Source organism: Pacificoceanicola onchidii (genome assembly GCF_004804335.1).
Lineage (GTDB): Bacteria > Pseudomonadota > Alphaproteobacteria > Rhodobacterales > Rhodobacteraceae > Pacificoceanicola > Pacificoceanicola onchidii.
In genome coordinates, this window is the sequence record NZ_SRXY01000003.1 from 370,857 (window position 1) to 387,749 (window position 16,893).

Here is a 16,893-nt window from a genome sequence, read left to right on the forward strand (position 1 = left end):
GTTTCAGACTGGCGGGCACCCGCAGGGCCGGGTAGAGCACGCGCGCACGTTCAGGAGACACCGTCATGCTGGATCGGGGGCAGATCGCCCGGGATATTTCCTACAGCCACTCTGCCGCATCGCCGGGTGGGCGGCGCCTTATTCGCCTGATGGAAAACGCCACGGGCCGGATTGGTCTGATCAAGCGGGCGGCGGGCTATGAGCAGGACGTGGCGGCGGGCAAGGACTTCTGGCAGGTCATGGTCGAACGCTATGGGCTGGAGCTGGAAGTCCAGCGCGGCGCGCTGAACCATATCCCCAAGGATGGCCCGCTGGTGGTGATCGCCAATCATCCCTACGGCATTCTCGATGGGCTGATGATGGGTCATATCCTGTCGCAGGTGCGCGGCGATTTCCGCATTCTGGCCAACAGCGTCTTTCGCAAGGCCGAAGATCTGAACCGCGTGGTGCTGCCCGTGGATTTTGACGGCACCCGCGACGCGCTGCGCCAGAACCTTGAGACCCGCAAGATCGCGCTGGAGTATCTGGGGCAGGGCGGCTGCATCGGCATCTTTCCCGGCGGCACCGTCGCCACCGCCGCCACCCCGTTTGCCCACCCCATGGATCCCGGCTGGCGCAGCTTCACCGCCAAGATGATCGCCAAAAGCGGCGCGCAGGTGGTGCCGATCTTTTTCGACGGCCACACCTCGCGCCTGTTCCAGCTTGCCAGCCATCTGCACACCAACCTGCGCATGGGGCTTTTGATCAAGGAATTCCGCAAACGGGTCGACACGCCGGTCAAGCTCGCCATCGGCCAGCCGATTGATCGCGGCGAGATCGCGGCCCGGCAAAAGGATCCGCGCGCGCTTATGGATTTCCTGAGAAAAGCCACGTATGAGTTGTCTCCAGTCCCGCTCAAATCCTACGACTACGGGTTCGAGTTCGAGGCACAGCACAGAAGCGCAGAGGCGCCGGCAAAACGAATTTATTGAGGCGCGGGCAGGGCGCATTGCAGGAGAGTGAACCATGGCGGTTGGGGTTTTCGATTCGGGCCTTGGCGGGCTCACGGTATTGAACGCGGTCTCGAAGCGTTTGCCGGATGTGCCTTTTGCCTATTTTGCCGACAGCGCCCATGCGCCCTACGGCGTGCGCGACGCGGATGATGTCTACAACCTGACCTGCAAGGCCACGGAGCGGCTCTGGGACGAGGGCTGCGATCTGGTGATCCTCGCCTGCAACACCGCCAGCGCGGCGGCGCTGCGGCGCATGCAGGAAAGCTGGATCCCCAAGGACAAGCGCGTTCTGGGCGTCTTTGTGCCGCTGATCGAGGCGCTGACCGAGCGGCAATGGGGCGACAACTCGCCGCCGCGCGAAGTCGCTGTCAAACACGTGGCGCTCTTTGCCACGCCCGCCACCGTCTCCAGCCGCGCGTTCCAGCGCGAACTGGCCTTCCGCGCGATTGGCGTCGATGTGGAGGCGCAGGCCTGCGGCGGTCTTGTGGATGCCATCGAAGAGGGGGACATGATCCTCGCCGAAGCGCTGGTGCGCAGCCATGTGGACGCGCTCAAGCGCAAGATGCCCAACCCGGAGGCGGCGATTCTGGGCTGCACCCATTACCCGCTGATGCAGGAAATTTTCCAGGATGCGCTGGGGCCGCAGGTGGCTGTCTACAGCCAGGCCAATCTGGTGGCGGATTCGCTGGCTGATTATCTGGAGCGGCACCCGAACATGCATGGCGCGGGCGAAAACAGCTGTTTTCTGACCACCGGCGATCCGGCCAAAGTGTCGCGCCACGCCACGCAGTTCCTCAAGCGCAAGATCGATTTCGCCAAGGCCTGAGCCTCAAAGAGCCTCAAACCGGACAAACGGCCCCGGGCTTTCCCCGCGCGCGGGCTCACGCCAGCGCTTGCAGCCTTTCGCGCGGCGAAATATGGTGACGGATGGTCCGCTGCGGGCCACTGTTGCTGAATGGAACCGCGCCATGTCGACGCGCAAGGTGCCAGAGGATCTGGCCCAGTATATCGCTTGTCCGAATTGCGACGCCCTGTACACCGCCGCCTTGCCAGAGGAGGGCGGCCGGGCGGTCTGTGCGCGGTGCCACACGGTGCTGATCTCCACCCGCGAAAATGCTGGCATACAGGTGCTGGCGCTTTCCGCGGCGGTCCTGATCCTTGTTATCGCCGCCGTGTTCCATCCGTTTCTGGAAATTCACGCATCTGGCTTCGGCAACCGGGTGTCTTTGCTCGATGTGGCGACCAGCTTCCGCTCCGGCACGCTTGTGCTGGTCAGCGTGGCCACGGTCATGCTGATCGTTCTGGTGCCGCTAATCCGCACGCTGCTGCTGATCTACGTGATTGCCCCCATCGAACTGAAACGCCCGCCGCTGCGTCATGCCAAAGGGGCGTTTCACCTCGCGCAGGAGCTCAAGCCATGGGCCATGACCGAAGTGTTCTCCATCGGCTGCGCCGTGGCTTTGGTGAAAGTCTCTGATCTCGCCCAGCTCGACTTCGGCCCGGCCTTCTGGATGTTCCTCGCGCTGTCGGTCTTCGTGGTCATCAACGACCGCTATCTTTGCACCTGGTCGATCTGGGCCGCCATCGAGGACACGCCATGATCACCGCGCGGCAATCCGGGCTGGTGGCCTGCCGGTCTTGCGGCCGGGTCTGGCCTTTGGGTACGCCCACCTGTGGGCGCTGCGGGGCGGCGCTTGTCTCGCGCGATGCCAAGAGCCTGCAAAGGGTCATGGCTTGGTGGACCGCAGGGCTGATCTGCTACATCCCGGCCAACCTCTACCCGATGCTTGTCACCACCACGTTTGGGTCAGAGGAGAAGGGCACCATCGTGGGCGGTGCAATCGAGATTGCCCGCCACGGCGATTTCCTGATTGCCGCCATCGTGCTGATCGCCTCCGTGATGATCCCGGTGTCCAAGTTCATCGCCATCGCCTATCTCGCGCACAGCGCGTGGCGTCCGCGCCCCGGCGGTGCCCTGCGCAGGCTGCACCTCTTTGAAGCCACCGAATTCATTGGCCGCTGGTCGATGATCGACGTGTTTGTCGTCGCCATCCTGAGCGCTCTGGTGCAGTTTTCCGTTGTGGCGAGCATTCACCCCGGTCCTGCCGCGCTGACCTTTGCCCTGTCCGTCATTTTCACCATGCTGTCCGCCAAAAGCTTTGACCCAAGGCTGATCTGGGACGGCGAGACCATCGAAAGCCCTGCCGAGCCATGACCCGTGACAGCCACATCCCGACGCCGGGCCCGGTCCCCATCGAGCCCGCGAAAAAAGGCCCGACGTTCTCCTTTGTCTGGCTGATCCCGATCCTCGCGCTGCTGATTGCGGCGGGGGTGGCCTTTCAGAACTGGTCCGAACGCGGCCCGTTGATCGAAGTGCATTTCGCCAAAGCGGACGGCGTGCATGCGGGCGAGACAGAGTTGCGCTACCGCGACATCGCCGTGGGTCTCGTGGAGAAGGTCGGCTTTTCCGACAATCTCGAAGAGGTGCTTGTCTCGATCCGGCTCGACAAGGACGTCGCGCCGTTTGTGGACGCGGACGCCCGCTTTTGGGTGGTCTCCCCGCAGGTCACGGCGCAGGGCGTGTCGGGCCTCGATACGGTGCTGTCCGGTGTCTACCTCGAAGGGGCTTGGGACGGCGCCATTGGCGCCGCGCAATATGTCTTCCAAGGCTCTGAAAAAGCGCCGCTTCTGGCGCTCGGAGAGAGCGGCACAACCTTCACTTTGACATCCGAAGAAGACCTGCCCACCGCCAACACACCGATCCTCTATCGCGGCGTGCCGGTGGGTCGTCTTGGCGAAACCGAGGTCTCCGCCGACGGGTTGTCGGTCACAGCCGAGGCGGTGATCCTTGAGCCTTACGACAGCCTCGTCACACAAAACACGCGGTTCTGGGACATTTCAGGCTTCAGCTTTTCACTCGACGCCGGGGGCGCGCGGCTTCAATTCAACTCGCTCGCCTCGCTGATCAGCGGCGGCGTGACCTTCGCCACGCTTGGCTCGGGCGGGACGGCGATTGCCGATGGGGCGCTGTTCGAACTGCACCCCTCCGAAGAAACCGCCCGCGAGGATTTCTTCCTTGAAGGCGACGGCGGCAGCGTTGACCTGATGATGGTCTTTGACGAAAATCTTGCCGGTCTCAGCGCCGGGGCCCCGGTGAGCCTTGGCGGCCTGCGGTTGGGCGAGGTTGTGACGATCTCCGGCGTGGTGGACGAAGCACGCTTTGGCGACAATGAGGTGCGACTGGTCGCAACCCTGCGGCTCAATCCCGGCCGCATCGGGCTCGAAGACACCAGCGAGGCCGGGTTTCTCGACTATCTGGACTCCCGCATCCTGCGCGGGCTGCGGGGGCAGCTGACCAACGCTTCGCTGCTGACCGGCGGGCTGAAGATTGACCTTGTGACCGTACCGGATGCTCCGGTGGCCGTTCTGGACCGCAGCACAACGCCTTACCCGGTGATCCCGACCACGGACTCGAACGTGGCCAATGTCGCGGCCTCGGCGCAGGGGCTTTTGCGCCGCGTGGATGCGCTGCCGGTCGAAGAGCTTCTGGCAAACGCCGTGGGCTTTCTCGAAGATGCCCGTGGGCTGGTGAACAGCGAGGGCATTCAGGCCGCGCCCGAAGACCTGCGCGCCACCCTCGCGGCGATCCGCGCCGTGGCCGAAAGCGAAGAGGTCGCCAGTCTGCCAGCCCAGATCGGCACGGTGGCGGAAGGGCTTGAGGAGGCTTCGACCACGCTGAACGCGCTCTTGGTGGATGTGAAGGACCGGGCGATTGTTGCGGCCCTTTCGGAGCTGATCACCTCGATTGACACAACTGCGCAAACCCTGCCGGGGCTGAGCAAACAGGCCAGCGCGGTGCTGGGCAAGGCCGAGGCGCTACCGTTGGAGGATCTGTCCAAACAGCTCTCCGCGCTGCTGGGCAACACCGATGCACTGGTCTCGAACCCGGACCTCGCAGCGATGCCAAAGGAACTGCGCGGCGCGGTGGCCTCCCTGAACGCGCTTGTGGCCTCCCCGGAAATTGCTGCTTTGCCTTCGCAAATCGGCACGTTGGCCAAGAGCTTGCAAGGCGCGTCTGACAGGCTCAACGGCTTGCTGGCGCAGGTGGACGAAGGGCGCATCGTGGCGCAAATCTCTGATGCGGTGGCGAAAATCGATGCGGCGGCCGGGGATCTGCCCGAGCTGTCGCAAAAGGCCAAGACCATCCTGAGTGAGGCCGAGGCCCTTTCCCTGCAAACGCTGGCAGATCGGGCCGCCGAGCTGATGGACAGCGCCGAAGCCCTCATCGCTCAGGACAGCACCAAAGCCTTGCCGGGCGAGCTCAACGCGACGCTGGCAGAGCTGCGCGGCACGCTCGAAGACGTGCGGCAGGGCGGGCTTGTGGGCAACGCCAACGCCGCGCTCGCCTCCGCCCGCAGCGCCGCCGAAGCGCTGGCCGAGGCCTCCGGCAGCCTGCCGGCCCTGGCCGACCGCCTCAGCCGTGTCGCGGCGCAGGCCGGCGCGACCTTGGGCGATTATTCCCGCGGCTCCGAATTTGGCCGCGAAATGAGCGCGGCCATCCGCGAGATCGAAGCCGCCGCGCAGTCCTTTGACCGCCTTGCCCGGCAAATTGCCCGCAATCCCAATTCCTTGCTGACTGGACGCTAACGCCATGATGACCCGTCTTTCCCTGTTGTCCCTGACCCTGTTTCTGAGCGCCTGCGGCGGCGTTGATCTGCGCTTTGACACGCCGCCAACAGCCGTGGGCGGCGGCAGCGCCCTGCCGGAGGAGCGGGTTTCCGTGCGCTATGCGCGGATCGAGGTGGCCACCGTGACCCTGCCGACCTATGCGCAGGATGAGGAAATTGTGCTGCGTGATGACAGCGGTGCCATCGCGCCTTCGGGCGGGCTTTGGGCGGATGAGCCGGGCCGGGCAGTCACCCTGCAACTTGCCCGTGATCTGGACGCCATCACCGGGCGTCTGGTCGCCCCGGAACCCTGGCCCTTCCGCGATTTGCCGGATGTGAAGGTGGACGTGCGCATCGAGGATTTCTTTGCCACCAGCGGCGGCACGTTTCGCCTGTCGGGGCAGATGTTTGTCGCGCCCGAGGACTACGGCACCGACCGCGCGCGCCGCTTCGAGATCGAAGTGCCCGTGACCGGCGAGATGACACCGGGCGCCATCGCCGCCGCGCGGGCGCGGGCGGTCAGTGATCTGGCGGCGTTTGTGGCGCGCAAAGGGCTGCGATAAACGGCACTACTCCGGGCGCGGGCCAACGTCGCCTTCCCAGAACGCTTTCTTGATCCCCTGATAAATCGTGATGCGATGCCCCGGCGGGTAGGGCAGCAGCGCGTCCTTGGGATACATCAGGCTGTAGCCAACCTTGCCCTGCGCATCACGCCACTTCAGGCGATAGCGGCGTCGGTTGTTGACCGTCACCGAGGTGGCGTAAAGCTCTGCCACCGTTACGCTTTCGCGCGCGCCATAGCGCCGCGCCCGAATGGCCGCGACCGCACGACGGCCCGAATACCAGAACGCCCCGAGAAACAGCAGCCCGTCCACCAGACCAATGATCTGCATGACCTGCCCGGCGGTGCGGTTGGAGCCTTCGTTGGTCTCGATCCGGCGCGGCTGGCTTTCCAGATACAGGATCGGGATGAAGTCGCCGATGTCCGTCTCCCAATAAAAGCCCTTGGAAACGCTGGAATCCTTGACGATGTCCTCGCCGGTATTCGTGCTATAGGCCAGCGTCAGGTAATAGGTGTAGGTTGTGTCGCCGTCGCTGTCGGTGCTTTCGCTGATTTCCTTGTCCAGCACTTCGGCCTGCGTGCGGCGGCCCTCGGTCTCGAAACGCTCGGCAAAGCCATGCGCGATGTGGCTGCCGATCGTCAACGCGGCAAGCACCACGAAGAAAGCGACGCTGAACCAGCCGCCCATGCGCAGGTACAGCTTCCAGAAGGGAACGGGTTTGTCGAAACAGGGTGTCGGCATGGGCTGATCCTGCGGGAGAGGGGGCGGCGTGATCAAGCCATTGATTCCTGACCCGCACGCTGCTAAGCGAAACCCAAGGAGACAGAAGATGCCGTCATTTCAGATGAGCCTGCGACGATGATCGCCCCCCGCGCGGCCTTGTGCCGTGTGGTTTCGCCTGTCTGTCCTCAGATGTTTTCCCAAGACGACCGCGCCGCCTGCGCGCCCTGATCCAAAGGATCCCCCATGACCCATTCCATCGCCATCATCGGCGCGTCCGGCTACACCGGCGCAGAGCTTGTTCGGCTGATCGCCACGCATCCTTCTTTTGAAATCAAGGCTCTGGCGGCCAACTCCAAGGCCGGAAAACCCATGGCTGCGGTGTTTCCGCACCTGCGCCACCTTGATCTGCCGGACCTTGTGACCTGGGAAGAGATCGACTTCTCCCAGATCGACCTGTGTTTTTGCGCCTTGCCGCACAAAACCTCGCAGGAGGTCATCTCGAAGCTGCCGAAAAGCGTCAAGATCGTTGATCTTTCAGCCGATTTCCGGCTGCGTGACCCGGAGGCCTACGAGGCCTGGTACGGCAACCCGCATTCCGCCGTGGAGATGCAGAAAGAGGCGGTCTACGGGCTGACCGAGTTCTACCGCGAGGACATCGCCTCTGCGCGGCTGGTGGCTGGCACCGGCTGCAACGCGGCGACCGGGCAGTTCATCCTGCGGCCGCTGATTTCCGCCGGGGTGATTGATCTCGACGAGATCATCCTCGATCTGCAATGCGGTGTCTCCGGCGCGGGGCGGTCTTTGAAAGAGAACCTGCTGCATGCGGAACTGAGCGAGGGCTCCAACGCCTATGCGGTCGGCGGCACGCACCGTCACCTGGGCGAGTTCGACCAGGAGTTCTCCAAGCTCGCCGGTCGGGAGGTGAAAATCCAGTTCACCCCGCACCTCGGCCCGTTCAACCGGGGGATTCTGGCGACTTGTTACGTCAAAGGGGACCCCGACGCGGTGCTGGCGGCCTTGCAGGCGGCTTATACGGAAGAGCCTTTTGTCGAGGTGCTGCCAAAAGGGGAAACCCCCAGCACACACCACGTGCGCGGCTCCAACTTCTGCCATATCGGTGTGACCGGCGACCGCATTCCGGGCCGGGCCATCGTGGTCGCGGCACTGGACAACCTGTGCAAGGGATCGAGTGGTCAGGCGGTGCAGAACGCCAACCTGATGCTGGGCGAGGATGAGACCGCCGGTCTGATGCTCGTGCCCTGTTTTCCATAAGGGATTTCGCCCAAAGCTTTGCTTTGGTCGACAGGCCGTGCCTTTCCGATGGAAAGGCACGGGCAGGGGCGCTGCCCCTACGGCCCCTTGGGCCTACCCCGGGATATTTGCAGCACAAAGAAACAGGGCGCGGGGTTGGGCGCGGCAAATCGCGCTTGGTCTTCGTTTCCGAAGCATGTTGGATTATATACGGGTCAAGGTGGATTTGACCCGGTACGGAAGGCGCAATCATGGCTTTGAAATCGCTCAAGAAGAAACGGCGCGTTCAGGTAATTGCGCTGGCGGCGGTGGCGCTTGTGGTGTCCACGGCGTTGATCGGATACGCGATGCGCGACGGGATCAACTTCTTTCGCTCGCCGAGCCAGATTGTTGATGCCCCGCCGAGCCCGACCGAGACGTTTCGCATTGGCGGGCTGGTCGAAGAGGGCTCGCTGGTGCGCGGCGCGGGTGAGCAGATCCGCTTCAGCGTGACCGATGGCGGCGCGAGTGTGCCGGTGGTCTACAAAGGGGTGCTGCCGGATCTGTTCGAAGAGAACCAGGGCATGGTCGGCACTGGGAAATACGTGAACGGTGTCTTTGAAGCCCATGAAATCCTTGCTAAACACGATGAGACCTACATGCCCAAAGAGGTCATCGACGCGCTGAAGGAACAGGGCACCTATGTTGCCCCGGAAAGCTAAGCGCGGGGCAACAGGATCGTCGCGCTGAACCCGCCGCCCGGGCGGTTTTCCAAGATCAGGCAGCCGCCGCTCTGGCGCGCAAATCCCTGAACCGCAGACAAGCCCAGACCGGGACCCTGTCCAACCGCTTTGGTTGTGAAGAAAGGCTCTGCCAGCATGTCGAGCGAGTCCGCGTCCGCCCCGGGGCCGTCGTCCGAGAGGGTCACCGCCAGATAGGGCGGCGGGATGTCCGGTTGCGGGTCGATCTCGGGTACGTCGAAGGACGTGCGCGACACCAGCCAGATGTTGCCGCCGCCTTTCAGCGCATCCTGCGCGTTGAGGTAGAGCTGGATCAGCGAGGTTTCCAACATGTCGCGATCGGCAAAAGCGGTGAACTCCGGGTCGCGGGCGGCGCTCTTGAGGGTGATCCCCGGCTCCAGCAGGTCTTGCAGAACAGGTTCGATCTGACTGTGCAGATCCGCCGCCGCAATGGTCTCCGGCCGCAGCCGTGCCCGCCCGCTGGAGGCCAGCAACTGGCGCACCGTCATGGCCGCGCGTTCGGCGGCGAGACCGGCATCCACCAGCGCCTGATCCCGGTCCGCCTTGTCCGGCAGCACGCGGGCGAATTCCAGATTGCCCATGATGGCGGTCAGGATGTTGTTGAAGTCATGCGCCACACCGCCGACAAACTGCGTCAGCGCACGGGCTTTCTGGGACTGTGCATAGCGCAGGCGTGACTGGTTCAGCGCGCTTTGCTGGGACAGTTGCCCCCGGATGGTCATGCCGTAGTAGGCGACGACTGTCACGGCGGCCCCAAGACAGAGCGCGATCAGGAAGGGGTCGTCCTCCGCCGGGAGAACAACCCCCAACATGGCAAGGACCGAGACGCCAAATTGCAGCGCATTGGCCCCGGCGATGGCGGGGTCGTCCTGGGCGTGTTGCAGTTTGCACAGCAAAACCGTGACCAGCGCGAGACTGCCGGAAAAGACCAAAGCCGGCTCACCCGATTGGATCAGGTAGAGCGGGGCAAAGATGAAGACCAATTGCAACAGCGCATAGAGCGCAAGGCAAAGCCGGAAATGTCCGACGCGCCTGTTCCAGGGTGCGCTGCGGGTCAGGCAGAACACCAGCGCGCCATAGCAGGCGAGCACCGCGCCGAGCCAGATCAGAACCACGCGCTGGTCCGCGAAGATCGACAGCATGACCGAGGCAAGGACCAGAACGGTCAGCCGGAAAACAACTTCCCAACGCTCGCCGAATTCGGCGTTTTTGATATGGGAAATACGCTGTTCAACCGGATGACTGACCATTTTGAAGTCCGATACGAGTACTTTTGTCACAATACCTTCAAAGTTGAAAAAATGAAGGTCAGAGATCAACCACAGGCAAATTTCGTCCGATTACGCCGTGCCACACGATCCGCGCAGCAAAAAGGGGCCGCCCGGCGGGCGACCCCTGAATTCAAAGCCAGTGTCGGGCCTGCCTTAGCGCAGGATCGAACGCCCGGCGTATTCCGCTGTCTCGCCGAGCAGTTCCTCGATGCGGATCAGCTGGTTGTACTTGGCGAGCCGGTCGGAGCGCGCCAGCGAGCCGGTCTTGATCTGGCCGCAGTTGGTGGCCACGGCAAGGTCCGCAATGGTGGCGTCCTCGGTCTCACCGGAGCGGTGCGACATGACGTTGGTCATGCGGGCGCGGTGGGCCATTTCCACAGCGCGCAGGGTCTCGGTCAGCGAGCCGATCTGGTTGACCTTGACCAGCATGGAGTTGGCAGAGCCGTTTTCGATGCCCATGGCGAGACGTGCCGGGTTTGTCACAAACAGATCGTCGCCCACAAGTTGCACGCGGTCGCCGAGCTTGTCGGTCAGCAGCTTCCAGCCGTCCCAGTCGTCCTCGGCACAGCCGTCTTCGATGGAGATGATCGGGTAGTCGTCACAGAGCGCGGCGAGGTAGTCGACGTTTTCGGCGGAGGTCAGGCTCGCGCCTTCGCCCTTCATCTCGTACTTGCCGTCCTTGAAGTACTCGGTGGAGGCACAATCAAGCGCGAGATAGATGTCGTCACCCGGCTTGTAGCCCGCTTTTTCGATGGACTTCAGAATGAAATCAAGCGCTTCGCGGGTGGAGGCGATGTTCGGGGCAAAGCCGCCTTCGTCGCCGATCCCGGTGGACAGGCCGGCTGCAGACAGCTCTTTTTTCAGTGTGTGGAACACTTCGGAGCCCATGCGCACGGCGTCGCGGATGTTGTCCGCGCTGACCGGCATGATCATGAATTCCTGAATGTCGATCGGGTTGTCCGCGTGCTCACCGCCGTTGATGATGTTCATCATCGGAACCGGCAGGATGGTGGCGGAGGTGCCGCCAACGTAGCGATAAAGCGGCTGGCCGGTGTACTCGGCGGCAGCTTTTGCCACGGCGAGGGAAACACCAAGGATCGCGTTTGCGCCAAGGCGGCCTTTGTTGTCGGTGCCGTCCAGTTCGATCATCGCCATGTCGATGGCGACCTGCTCGGTGGCGTCAAAGCCGACGATGGCTTCGGCGATCTCGCCGTTCACGGCGGCAACCGCTTCCAGAACGCCTTTGCCCATGTAACGGGCCTTGTCGCCATCGCGCTTCTCAACTGCTTCGTGCACGCCGGTCGATGCGCCCGAAGGCACGGCAGCGCGGCCGAGGGTGCCGTCTTCGAGAGTGACGTCAACTTCGACGGTGGGGTTGCCACGGCTGTCGAGGATTTCGCGGGCGTGGATGTCGATAATGGTGCTCATGGGGCGTTTCCCTTCGGCAATGAGTTTGGCCGCACTCATACCAGCCAGAGGCGGGATGTAAAGTTTTACGTTATCGCTAACGGCGCTTTGTTTTCAGGGATTGCGCTAACTGTTTGCGATAACGGCCTCGCGGGCGAGACGGCGTTCGCGCAGGAAGCTGTAGAGACCCGCCGCAAGGATCATGGCCCCGCCGATCAGCGTCCATTGATCGGGCCAGTCGCCAAAGATCACGATGCTGAGAATCGTGGCAAAGATCAGCCTTGTGTAGCGAAACGGCGAGACGATGGAGGCGGGCGCCATGCGCATTGCCGTTGTCACGGCGAGATACCCCGTGGTGGTGACAAGCACCGCCGCACCGATGTAGCCCAGCGTCGTGGCATCGGAGACCAGCGGCGCGTCGGTCAGGGCGAGGAAAGCCAGACCGGGCAGGATCACGGAGATAAAGCCCCAGGTCGACAGATATACGGCGCTGATATGCGGCGGAGACAGGCGCGTGATCAGATCGCGGGCAGACAGAGCAGAGATGCCCAGCACCGCGAACAGCTCCCAGCCGGTGAATTGCGCGCCCCAGGGCCGGATCACGATCATCATGCCCGCAAGCCCGACCCCCACGGCCAGCCAACGGCGCAGGCCGACCTGTTCCTTCAGAAAAAGCGCCGCGCCCATGATCACGATCAGAGGCCCGGCCTGCATGATGGCGGCAAAGACGGGCAGTTCGGTGTAGGTGATGCCGACAAACAGACCAATCGCGGCGATGATCTCGACAGCGTTGCGGGCCAGAACCATCGGGTGCAGGGCGTCGCGGGTAAAGATGCGCTCGCCGCGCAGTTTGGCCAGCAGGACAAAAAGAACCGACCCGCCAATGCTCATGTAGAGCATGGTCTGCCCGATCGATGCGGTGACGGTGGAGAGTTTGATAAAGGCATCCGTCCCGGCCAGCAGCGCCATGGCCAGGATCATCAGAAGGATGGCGCGAACAATGTCCACCTGCGGCCCCGGCTACGTGATCACGTCCGGCGCATCGCGGCCCGTGCGGTCCTTGATCCCGGCCAGCGCTTCGGCGGCGGCGATCACCGGGGCGAGCGCCTCTTGCGCGTCCTTGTCAAAGACGGCCGTGTCCAGCGTCTCGAGGTAGACCCGCAGCGTTGCCCCAACCGTGCCCGTGCCGGAAAGGCGCAGCACAAGACGCGCGCCGCCGTCAAAGCCGATGCGGATGCCCTGTTTCTCGGTGCGCGAGCCGTCGATGGGATCGTCATAGGCAAAGTCATCGGCGCTTGTGATGGTCAATCCGGCGGCTTGGGTGCCGGGCAGGGCGCTCAGCCTGCCGCGCAGATCGTCCATCAGCGCATTGGCCGCGCCAGCATCCACACCCTCATAGTCGTGACGGGAGTAGTAGTTTCGGCCAAACCTCTGCCAATGGTCTTCCATCAGCGCTTTGACGGAAATCTGCCGTTTGGCCAGAATGTTGAGCCAGAAGAGCACGGCCCAGAGGCCGTCTTTCTCACGTACGTGGTCCGAGCCGGTCCCGGCGCTTTCCTCGCCGCAGAGTGTGCAGCGTCCGGCGTCAAGCAGGTTGCCGAAGAACTTCCAGCCCGTCGGGGTCTCGAAACAGTCGATGCCTTGCGCGGCGGCAACCCGGTCCACCGCCTGCGAGGTTGGCATGGAGCGCGCCACGCCGCTCAGACCGCCCGAATAGGCAGGCACCAGCGTTGCGTTGGCCGCGAGCGCCGCGAGGCTGTCGGACGGAGTGACATACTGCCCGCGCCCGACAATCATGTTGCGATCCCCATCGCCGTCGCTCGCCGCGCCGAAATCCGGCGCGTCTCGCCCCATCATCTCGTCCATCAGCGTCTTGGCCCAGATCGGGTTCGGATCCGGGTGGCCTTTGCCAAAGTCCGGGGAGGGGGTGCCGTTGATCACCGTGCCTGTTTCCGCGCCCAGCGTGTCTTCAAGGATGGCGCGGGCGTAGGGGCCGGTGATCGCGTGCATGGCGTCAAAGCGCATGCGAAAGCCGCCGGCAAAAAGGGCCTTGAGCGCGTCGAAATCAAAGATCGAGGCCATCAGGTCGGCGTAATCCGCAACCGGATCCACAACGTCGACGATCATATCGCCCAGAGTTTTCTCGCCGAGCGTGGCAAGGTCGATGTCTGCGCTGTCCAGTATGGCGTATTCGGAGATGACCTGCGTCGCGGCAAAGATCTTCTCGGTCACGCTCTCCGGAGCAGGGCCGCCGTTGCCGGTGTTGTATTTCACGCCGAAATCGCCGTTTGGCCCGCCGGGGTTGTGGCTGGCAGACAGGATAATGCCGCCATCCGCACCGCGTTTGCGGATCAGGTGTGAGGCCGCAGGGGTGGAGAGCAGGGCGTTCTGGCCGACGATCACCCGTGCCGCGCCGGAGGCTGCCGCCATGCGCAGAACGATCTGGGCCGCCTCGGCATTGAAAAAGCGCCCGTCTCCGCCAAGCACAAGCGTCTTGCCCGTGACCCCGCCAATGCCGGTCCAGATGGATTGGATGAAATTCTCAAGGAAATTGGGGCTTTGAAAGATTTTGGTCTGTTTCCGAAGACCGGACGTGCCCGGTTTCTGTCCGTCAATGGGGGAGGTGGAAACAGTGAGAAGGGGCATGGGAACTCTCCGGTTGCGTCCGCTTTGGCTCTGGTATCGCGTGGATAGAGACGGGGTGCAAGCGGGGTTCGGGTTGGGGGAGATATTGGCCTTGAGCGGTCATTCCTCTGAACCCCAGCGCAGATTCAAGCCCGTAGGGCGCCGCGCCATCATGTTTCTAGTATGAAGGCGCGTCTTGCTCTCTGGTCCAGGGGTCCCGGATCAAGTACGGGACGTGTCGGGGCACAACGTCACGCATCACCCCGTCGCCGCTTCGACCTCCGCGACGATCCCGTCTACTACTTGCGTGAGCAGACCTTCGTCCTCGCACTCCGCCATCACCCGGATCAGCGGCTCTGTCCCGGATTTGCGGATCAGCAGGCGGCCTTTGCCCACCAGATCCGCCTCCGCCGAGGCAATCGCCTGCTGCACGGCCAGTGTTTCCAGCGGCGTCTGACCGGCGGCATACCGCACGTTCTTCAAAAGCTGCGGCACAGGCTCGAAACAGCGGGTCAGGGTCGAGGCAGGCTGCCCGGTTCGCACCATCTCCGCGAGGAACTGCAGGCCCGCCATCAGCCCGTCCCCGGTGGTGGCGTAATCCGTCATGACGATGTGGCCGGACTGCTCCCCGCCGAGGTTGTAGCCGTGCGCACGCATCGCCTCGACGACGTAGCGGTCGCCAACCTTGGTGCGTTCGAGCCGCAGCCCCTTTGCGTCCATGAACCGCTCCAGCCCGAGGTTGGACATGACCGTTGCGACCAGCGCGCCGCCTTTCAGGCGCTCTTCCTCGGCCCAGCGGGCGGCCATCAGGGCCATGATCTGATCGCCATCGGCCACCTTGCCGGTCTCGTCGATCAGGATGATCCGGTCCGCATCGCCGTCAAGGCAGATCCCCACATCCGCGCCATGGGCCACAACCGCTTCCGCGGCGGTCTGCGGCTTGGTCGAGCCACAGTCCGCGTTGATGTTCAGCCCGTTCGGTGCGGTGCCAATGGCGACAACCGTCGCGCCAAGCTCCCAGAGCACCTCGGGGGCGGTCTTGTAGGCCGCACCATTGGCGCAGTCGATGACCACTTTCATCCCGTCAAGCCGCAGCCCGTGGGGCAGGGTGGATTTCACCCGCTCCTGGTAGCGGAAGCGGCCGTCGTCGATACGCTTGGCCCGGCCGATGTTCTCCGGCGCGGCCAGTTTCGGGCCTTCGTTCATCAGCGCTTCGATCTGCGTTTCGACGGCGTCCGAGAGCTTGAACCCATCGGGGCCGAAAAACTTGATACCGTTGTCATGCGCCGGGTTGTGCGAGGCGGAAATCATGATGCCGAGATCCGCCCGCATCGACGGGGTCAGCAGACCCACCGCAGGCGTCGGAACCGGGCCGAGCAGCAGCACGTTCATGCCGGTGGAGGTCAGACCGGCGGTCAGGGCGTTTTCGAACATGTAGCCGGAAAGGCGCGTGTCCTTGCCGATCACCACCCGGTGCACGCCCTGGTGTTCGCGGCGGAAATGGCGGCCCACCGCCGCGCCAAGCCGCAGTGCGAGATCCGGTGTCATCGGATCGGTGTTGGCCGTGCCGCGCACGCCATCGGTGCCAAAGAGTTTGCGTGTCATGTGATTACTCCTGATACCCCAAATGGATGGCCCGCCAGAGGCTGAGCGCCTGCGCGGTTTCTGCAACGTCGTGTACGCGGATGACCTGCGCCCCCTGCGCCGCGCCGTGAAGCGCAACGGCGACCGATCCCGGCATGCGCTCAGTGGCGGTCAGCGTGCCTGAAATCGTACGGATGAACCCTTTACGCGAGGCACCCAGCAGCACCGCGCAGCCGGTGCCATGGAACAGCGACAGGTTGCGCAGCAAGGTCAGGTTGTGCTGGAGGGTCTTGCCAAAGCCGATGCCGGGATCAACTAAAATGCGCGCGCGCGGAATGCCGAGCTCTTCGAGCATGGTCGCCTGCGCCGCAAGGAAATCGAACACATCAAGCAGCACGTCATCATAGCGTGGATTGTGATGCATGGTCTCCGGATCACCCTGCGCATGCATCACGCAAACCGGCAGCGCCTTGTCCACGCAAAACCGCGCCAGCTTGGGATCGAAGGTGAAGCCGGAGACGTCATTGACCAGATGCGCCCCTTCGCGCACCGCCACCTCGGCCACCGCCGCTTTGCGGGTGTCGATCGACATCGGGATGTTAATTTCGTGCTTGAGCGCGTGGATCACCGGCTCGATACGGGCAATCTCGGCCTCGATGGGCACCGTCAGCGCGCCGGGCCGGGTGCTCTCGCCGCCGATGTCGATGATGTCCGCGCCATCCTGCGCCATCTGAAGCGCGTGTTTGAGCGCCTGCGTCGCCACGTTGTGCTGACCGCCGTCAGAGAAGCTGTCCGGCGTCACGTTGAGAATGCCCATCAGCCGGGTCTGGTCGAGCCGCATTCCGGCAATGTCCGGGCGCGGCGCCGAAATCCGGCCACGCCAGTCGTCGGGCACGTCGGCCAGCGGCACTTCGGTCTGTCCGCCACCCCGGCTGTGCCGCACCGCATGGGTAAACCATCCGGGGCCGCCAGCCACCGGCAAAGCCCCCTCGGGGCGCGGCGTGTCAAAACGGATCAGCGGGCGATAATAGTCTGTTGTCATGGCGCTGTGACTGACCGATGCGGCAGGA

At 63.7% G+C, this 16,893-nt stretch carries 15 protein-coding genes; 8 read left to right on the top strand and 7 right to left on the bottom strand.

Features of this window, described 5'->3' with window-relative positions; translation table 11 throughout:
- Positions 1–65 precede the first annotated feature (65 nt).
- The 6 genes from E4662_RS10025 to E4662_RS10050 all read left to right on the top strand — a co-directional run bounded on the left by E4662_RS10025 (position 66) and on the right by E4662_RS10050 (position 6,222).
- Positions 66–971 (top strand): lysophospholipid acyltransferase family protein, encoded by a 906-nt coding sequence (locus E4662_RS10025; protein ID WP_136441400.1) that lies wholly within the window; start codon positions 66–68, stop codon positions 969–971.
- A 34-nt stretch (positions 972–1,005) separates the two neighbouring features.
- On the top strand, positions 1,006–1,818 hold the full coding sequence (gene murI / locus E4662_RS10030) for a glutamate racemase (protein WP_136441401.1): 813 nt from the start codon (positions 1,006–1,008) through the stop codon (positions 1,816–1,818).
- Between the two features lie 142 nt (positions 1,819–1,960).
- The gene (locus E4662_RS10035) at positions 1,961–2,593 is read left to right on the top strand and encodes a paraquat-inducible protein A (protein ID WP_136441669.1); all 633 of its coding nucleotides are present in this window, start codon (positions 1,961–1,963) and stop codon (positions 2,591–2,593) included.
- Positions 2,590–3,207, top strand: a complete 618-nt coding sequence (locus E4662_RS10040; protein WP_136441402.1) for a paraquat-inducible protein A — start codon at positions 2,590–2,592, stop codon at positions 3,205–3,207. Before E4662_RS10035 ends, E4662_RS10040 begins: the two co-directional genes overlap by 4 nt.
- A complete protein-coding gene (locus E4662_RS10045) occupies positions 3,204–5,639 on the top strand; it encodes an MlaD family protein (protein ID WP_136441403.1) in 2,436 nt (811 codons plus the stop codon). Before E4662_RS10040 ends, E4662_RS10045 begins: the two co-directional genes overlap by 4 nt.
- A gap of 4 nt (positions 5,640–5,643) precedes the next feature.
- Positions 5,644–6,222, top strand: coding sequence for a PqiC family protein (locus E4662_RS10050; RefSeq protein WP_136441404.1), 579 nt, complete (start codon positions 5,644–5,646; stop codon positions 6,220–6,222).
- A 6-nt stretch (positions 6,223–6,228) separates the two neighbouring features.
- On the opposite strand, the gene E4662_RS10055 is transcribed toward E4662_RS10050, so the two are convergent.
- Positions 6,229–6,963 (bottom strand): DUF3592 domain-containing protein, encoded by a 735-nt coding sequence (locus tag E4662_RS10055; RefSeq protein ID WP_136441405.1) that lies wholly within the window; start codon positions 6,961–6,963, stop codon positions 6,229–6,231.
- A gap of 225 nt (positions 6,964–7,188) precedes the next feature.
- On the opposite strand from E4662_RS10055, the gene argC reads away from it, so the two are divergent.
- Together argC and ccmE are read left to right on the top strand one after the other, a co-directional pair.
- Positions 7,189–8,217 carry an N-acetyl-gamma-glutamyl-phosphate reductase gene (gene argC / locus E4662_RS10060; RefSeq protein ID WP_136441406.1) on the top strand — a complete coding sequence of 343 codons (1,029 nt, stop codon included), beginning with the start codon at positions 7,189–7,191 and terminating at the stop codon, positions 8,215–8,217.
- 230 nt (positions 8,218–8,447) lie between these two features.
- On the top strand, positions 8,448–8,897 hold the full coding sequence (gene ccmE / locus E4662_RS10065) for a cytochrome c maturation protein CcmE (protein WP_136441407.1): 450 nt from the start codon (positions 8,448–8,450) through the stop codon (positions 8,895–8,897).
- Here ccmE and E4662_RS10070 read toward each other — a convergent pair.
- The 6 genes from E4662_RS10070 to folP all read right to left on the bottom strand — a co-directional run bounded on the left by E4662_RS10070 (position 8,894) and on the right by folP (position 16,865).
- A complete protein-coding gene (locus E4662_RS10070; RefSeq protein ID WP_136441408.1) occupies positions 8,894–10,216 on the bottom strand; it encodes an ATP-binding protein in 1,323 nt (440 codons plus the stop codon). The genes ccmE and E4662_RS10070 overlap by 4 nt on opposite strands.
- Before the next feature lie 144 nt (positions 10,217–10,360).
- On the bottom strand, positions 10,361–11,635 hold the full coding sequence (gene eno / locus E4662_RS10075) for a phosphopyruvate hydratase (RefSeq protein WP_136441409.1): 1,275 nt from the start codon (positions 11,633–11,635) through the stop codon (positions 10,361–10,363).
- A gap of 105 nt (positions 11,636–11,740) precedes the next feature.
- The gene (locus E4662_RS10080; RefSeq protein WP_240705163.1) at positions 11,741–12,622 is read right to left on the bottom strand and encodes a DMT family transporter; all 882 of its coding nucleotides are present in this window, start codon (positions 12,620–12,622) and stop codon (positions 11,741–11,743) included.
- A gap of 12 nt (positions 12,623–12,634) precedes the next feature.
- The gene (locus E4662_RS10085) at positions 12,635–14,260 is read right to left on the bottom strand and encodes an alpha-D-glucose phosphate-specific phosphoglucomutase (RefSeq protein WP_136441410.1); all 1,626 of its coding nucleotides are present in this window, start codon (positions 14,258–14,260) and stop codon (positions 12,635–12,637) included.
- Positions 14,261–14,497: 237 nt separating this feature from the next.
- The gene (gene glmM, locus E4662_RS10090) at positions 14,498–15,844 is read right to left on the bottom strand and encodes a phosphoglucosamine mutase (RefSeq protein ID WP_136441411.1); all 1,347 of its coding nucleotides are present in this window, start codon (positions 15,842–15,844) and stop codon (positions 14,498–14,500) included.
- 4 nt (positions 15,845–15,848) lie between these two features.
- Positions 15,849–16,865, bottom strand: a complete 1,017-nt coding sequence (gene folP, locus E4662_RS10095) for a dihydropteroate synthase (RefSeq protein WP_136441412.1) — start codon at positions 16,863–16,865, stop codon at positions 15,849–15,851.
- Between the last annotated feature and the right edge of the window lie 28 nt (positions 16,866–16,893).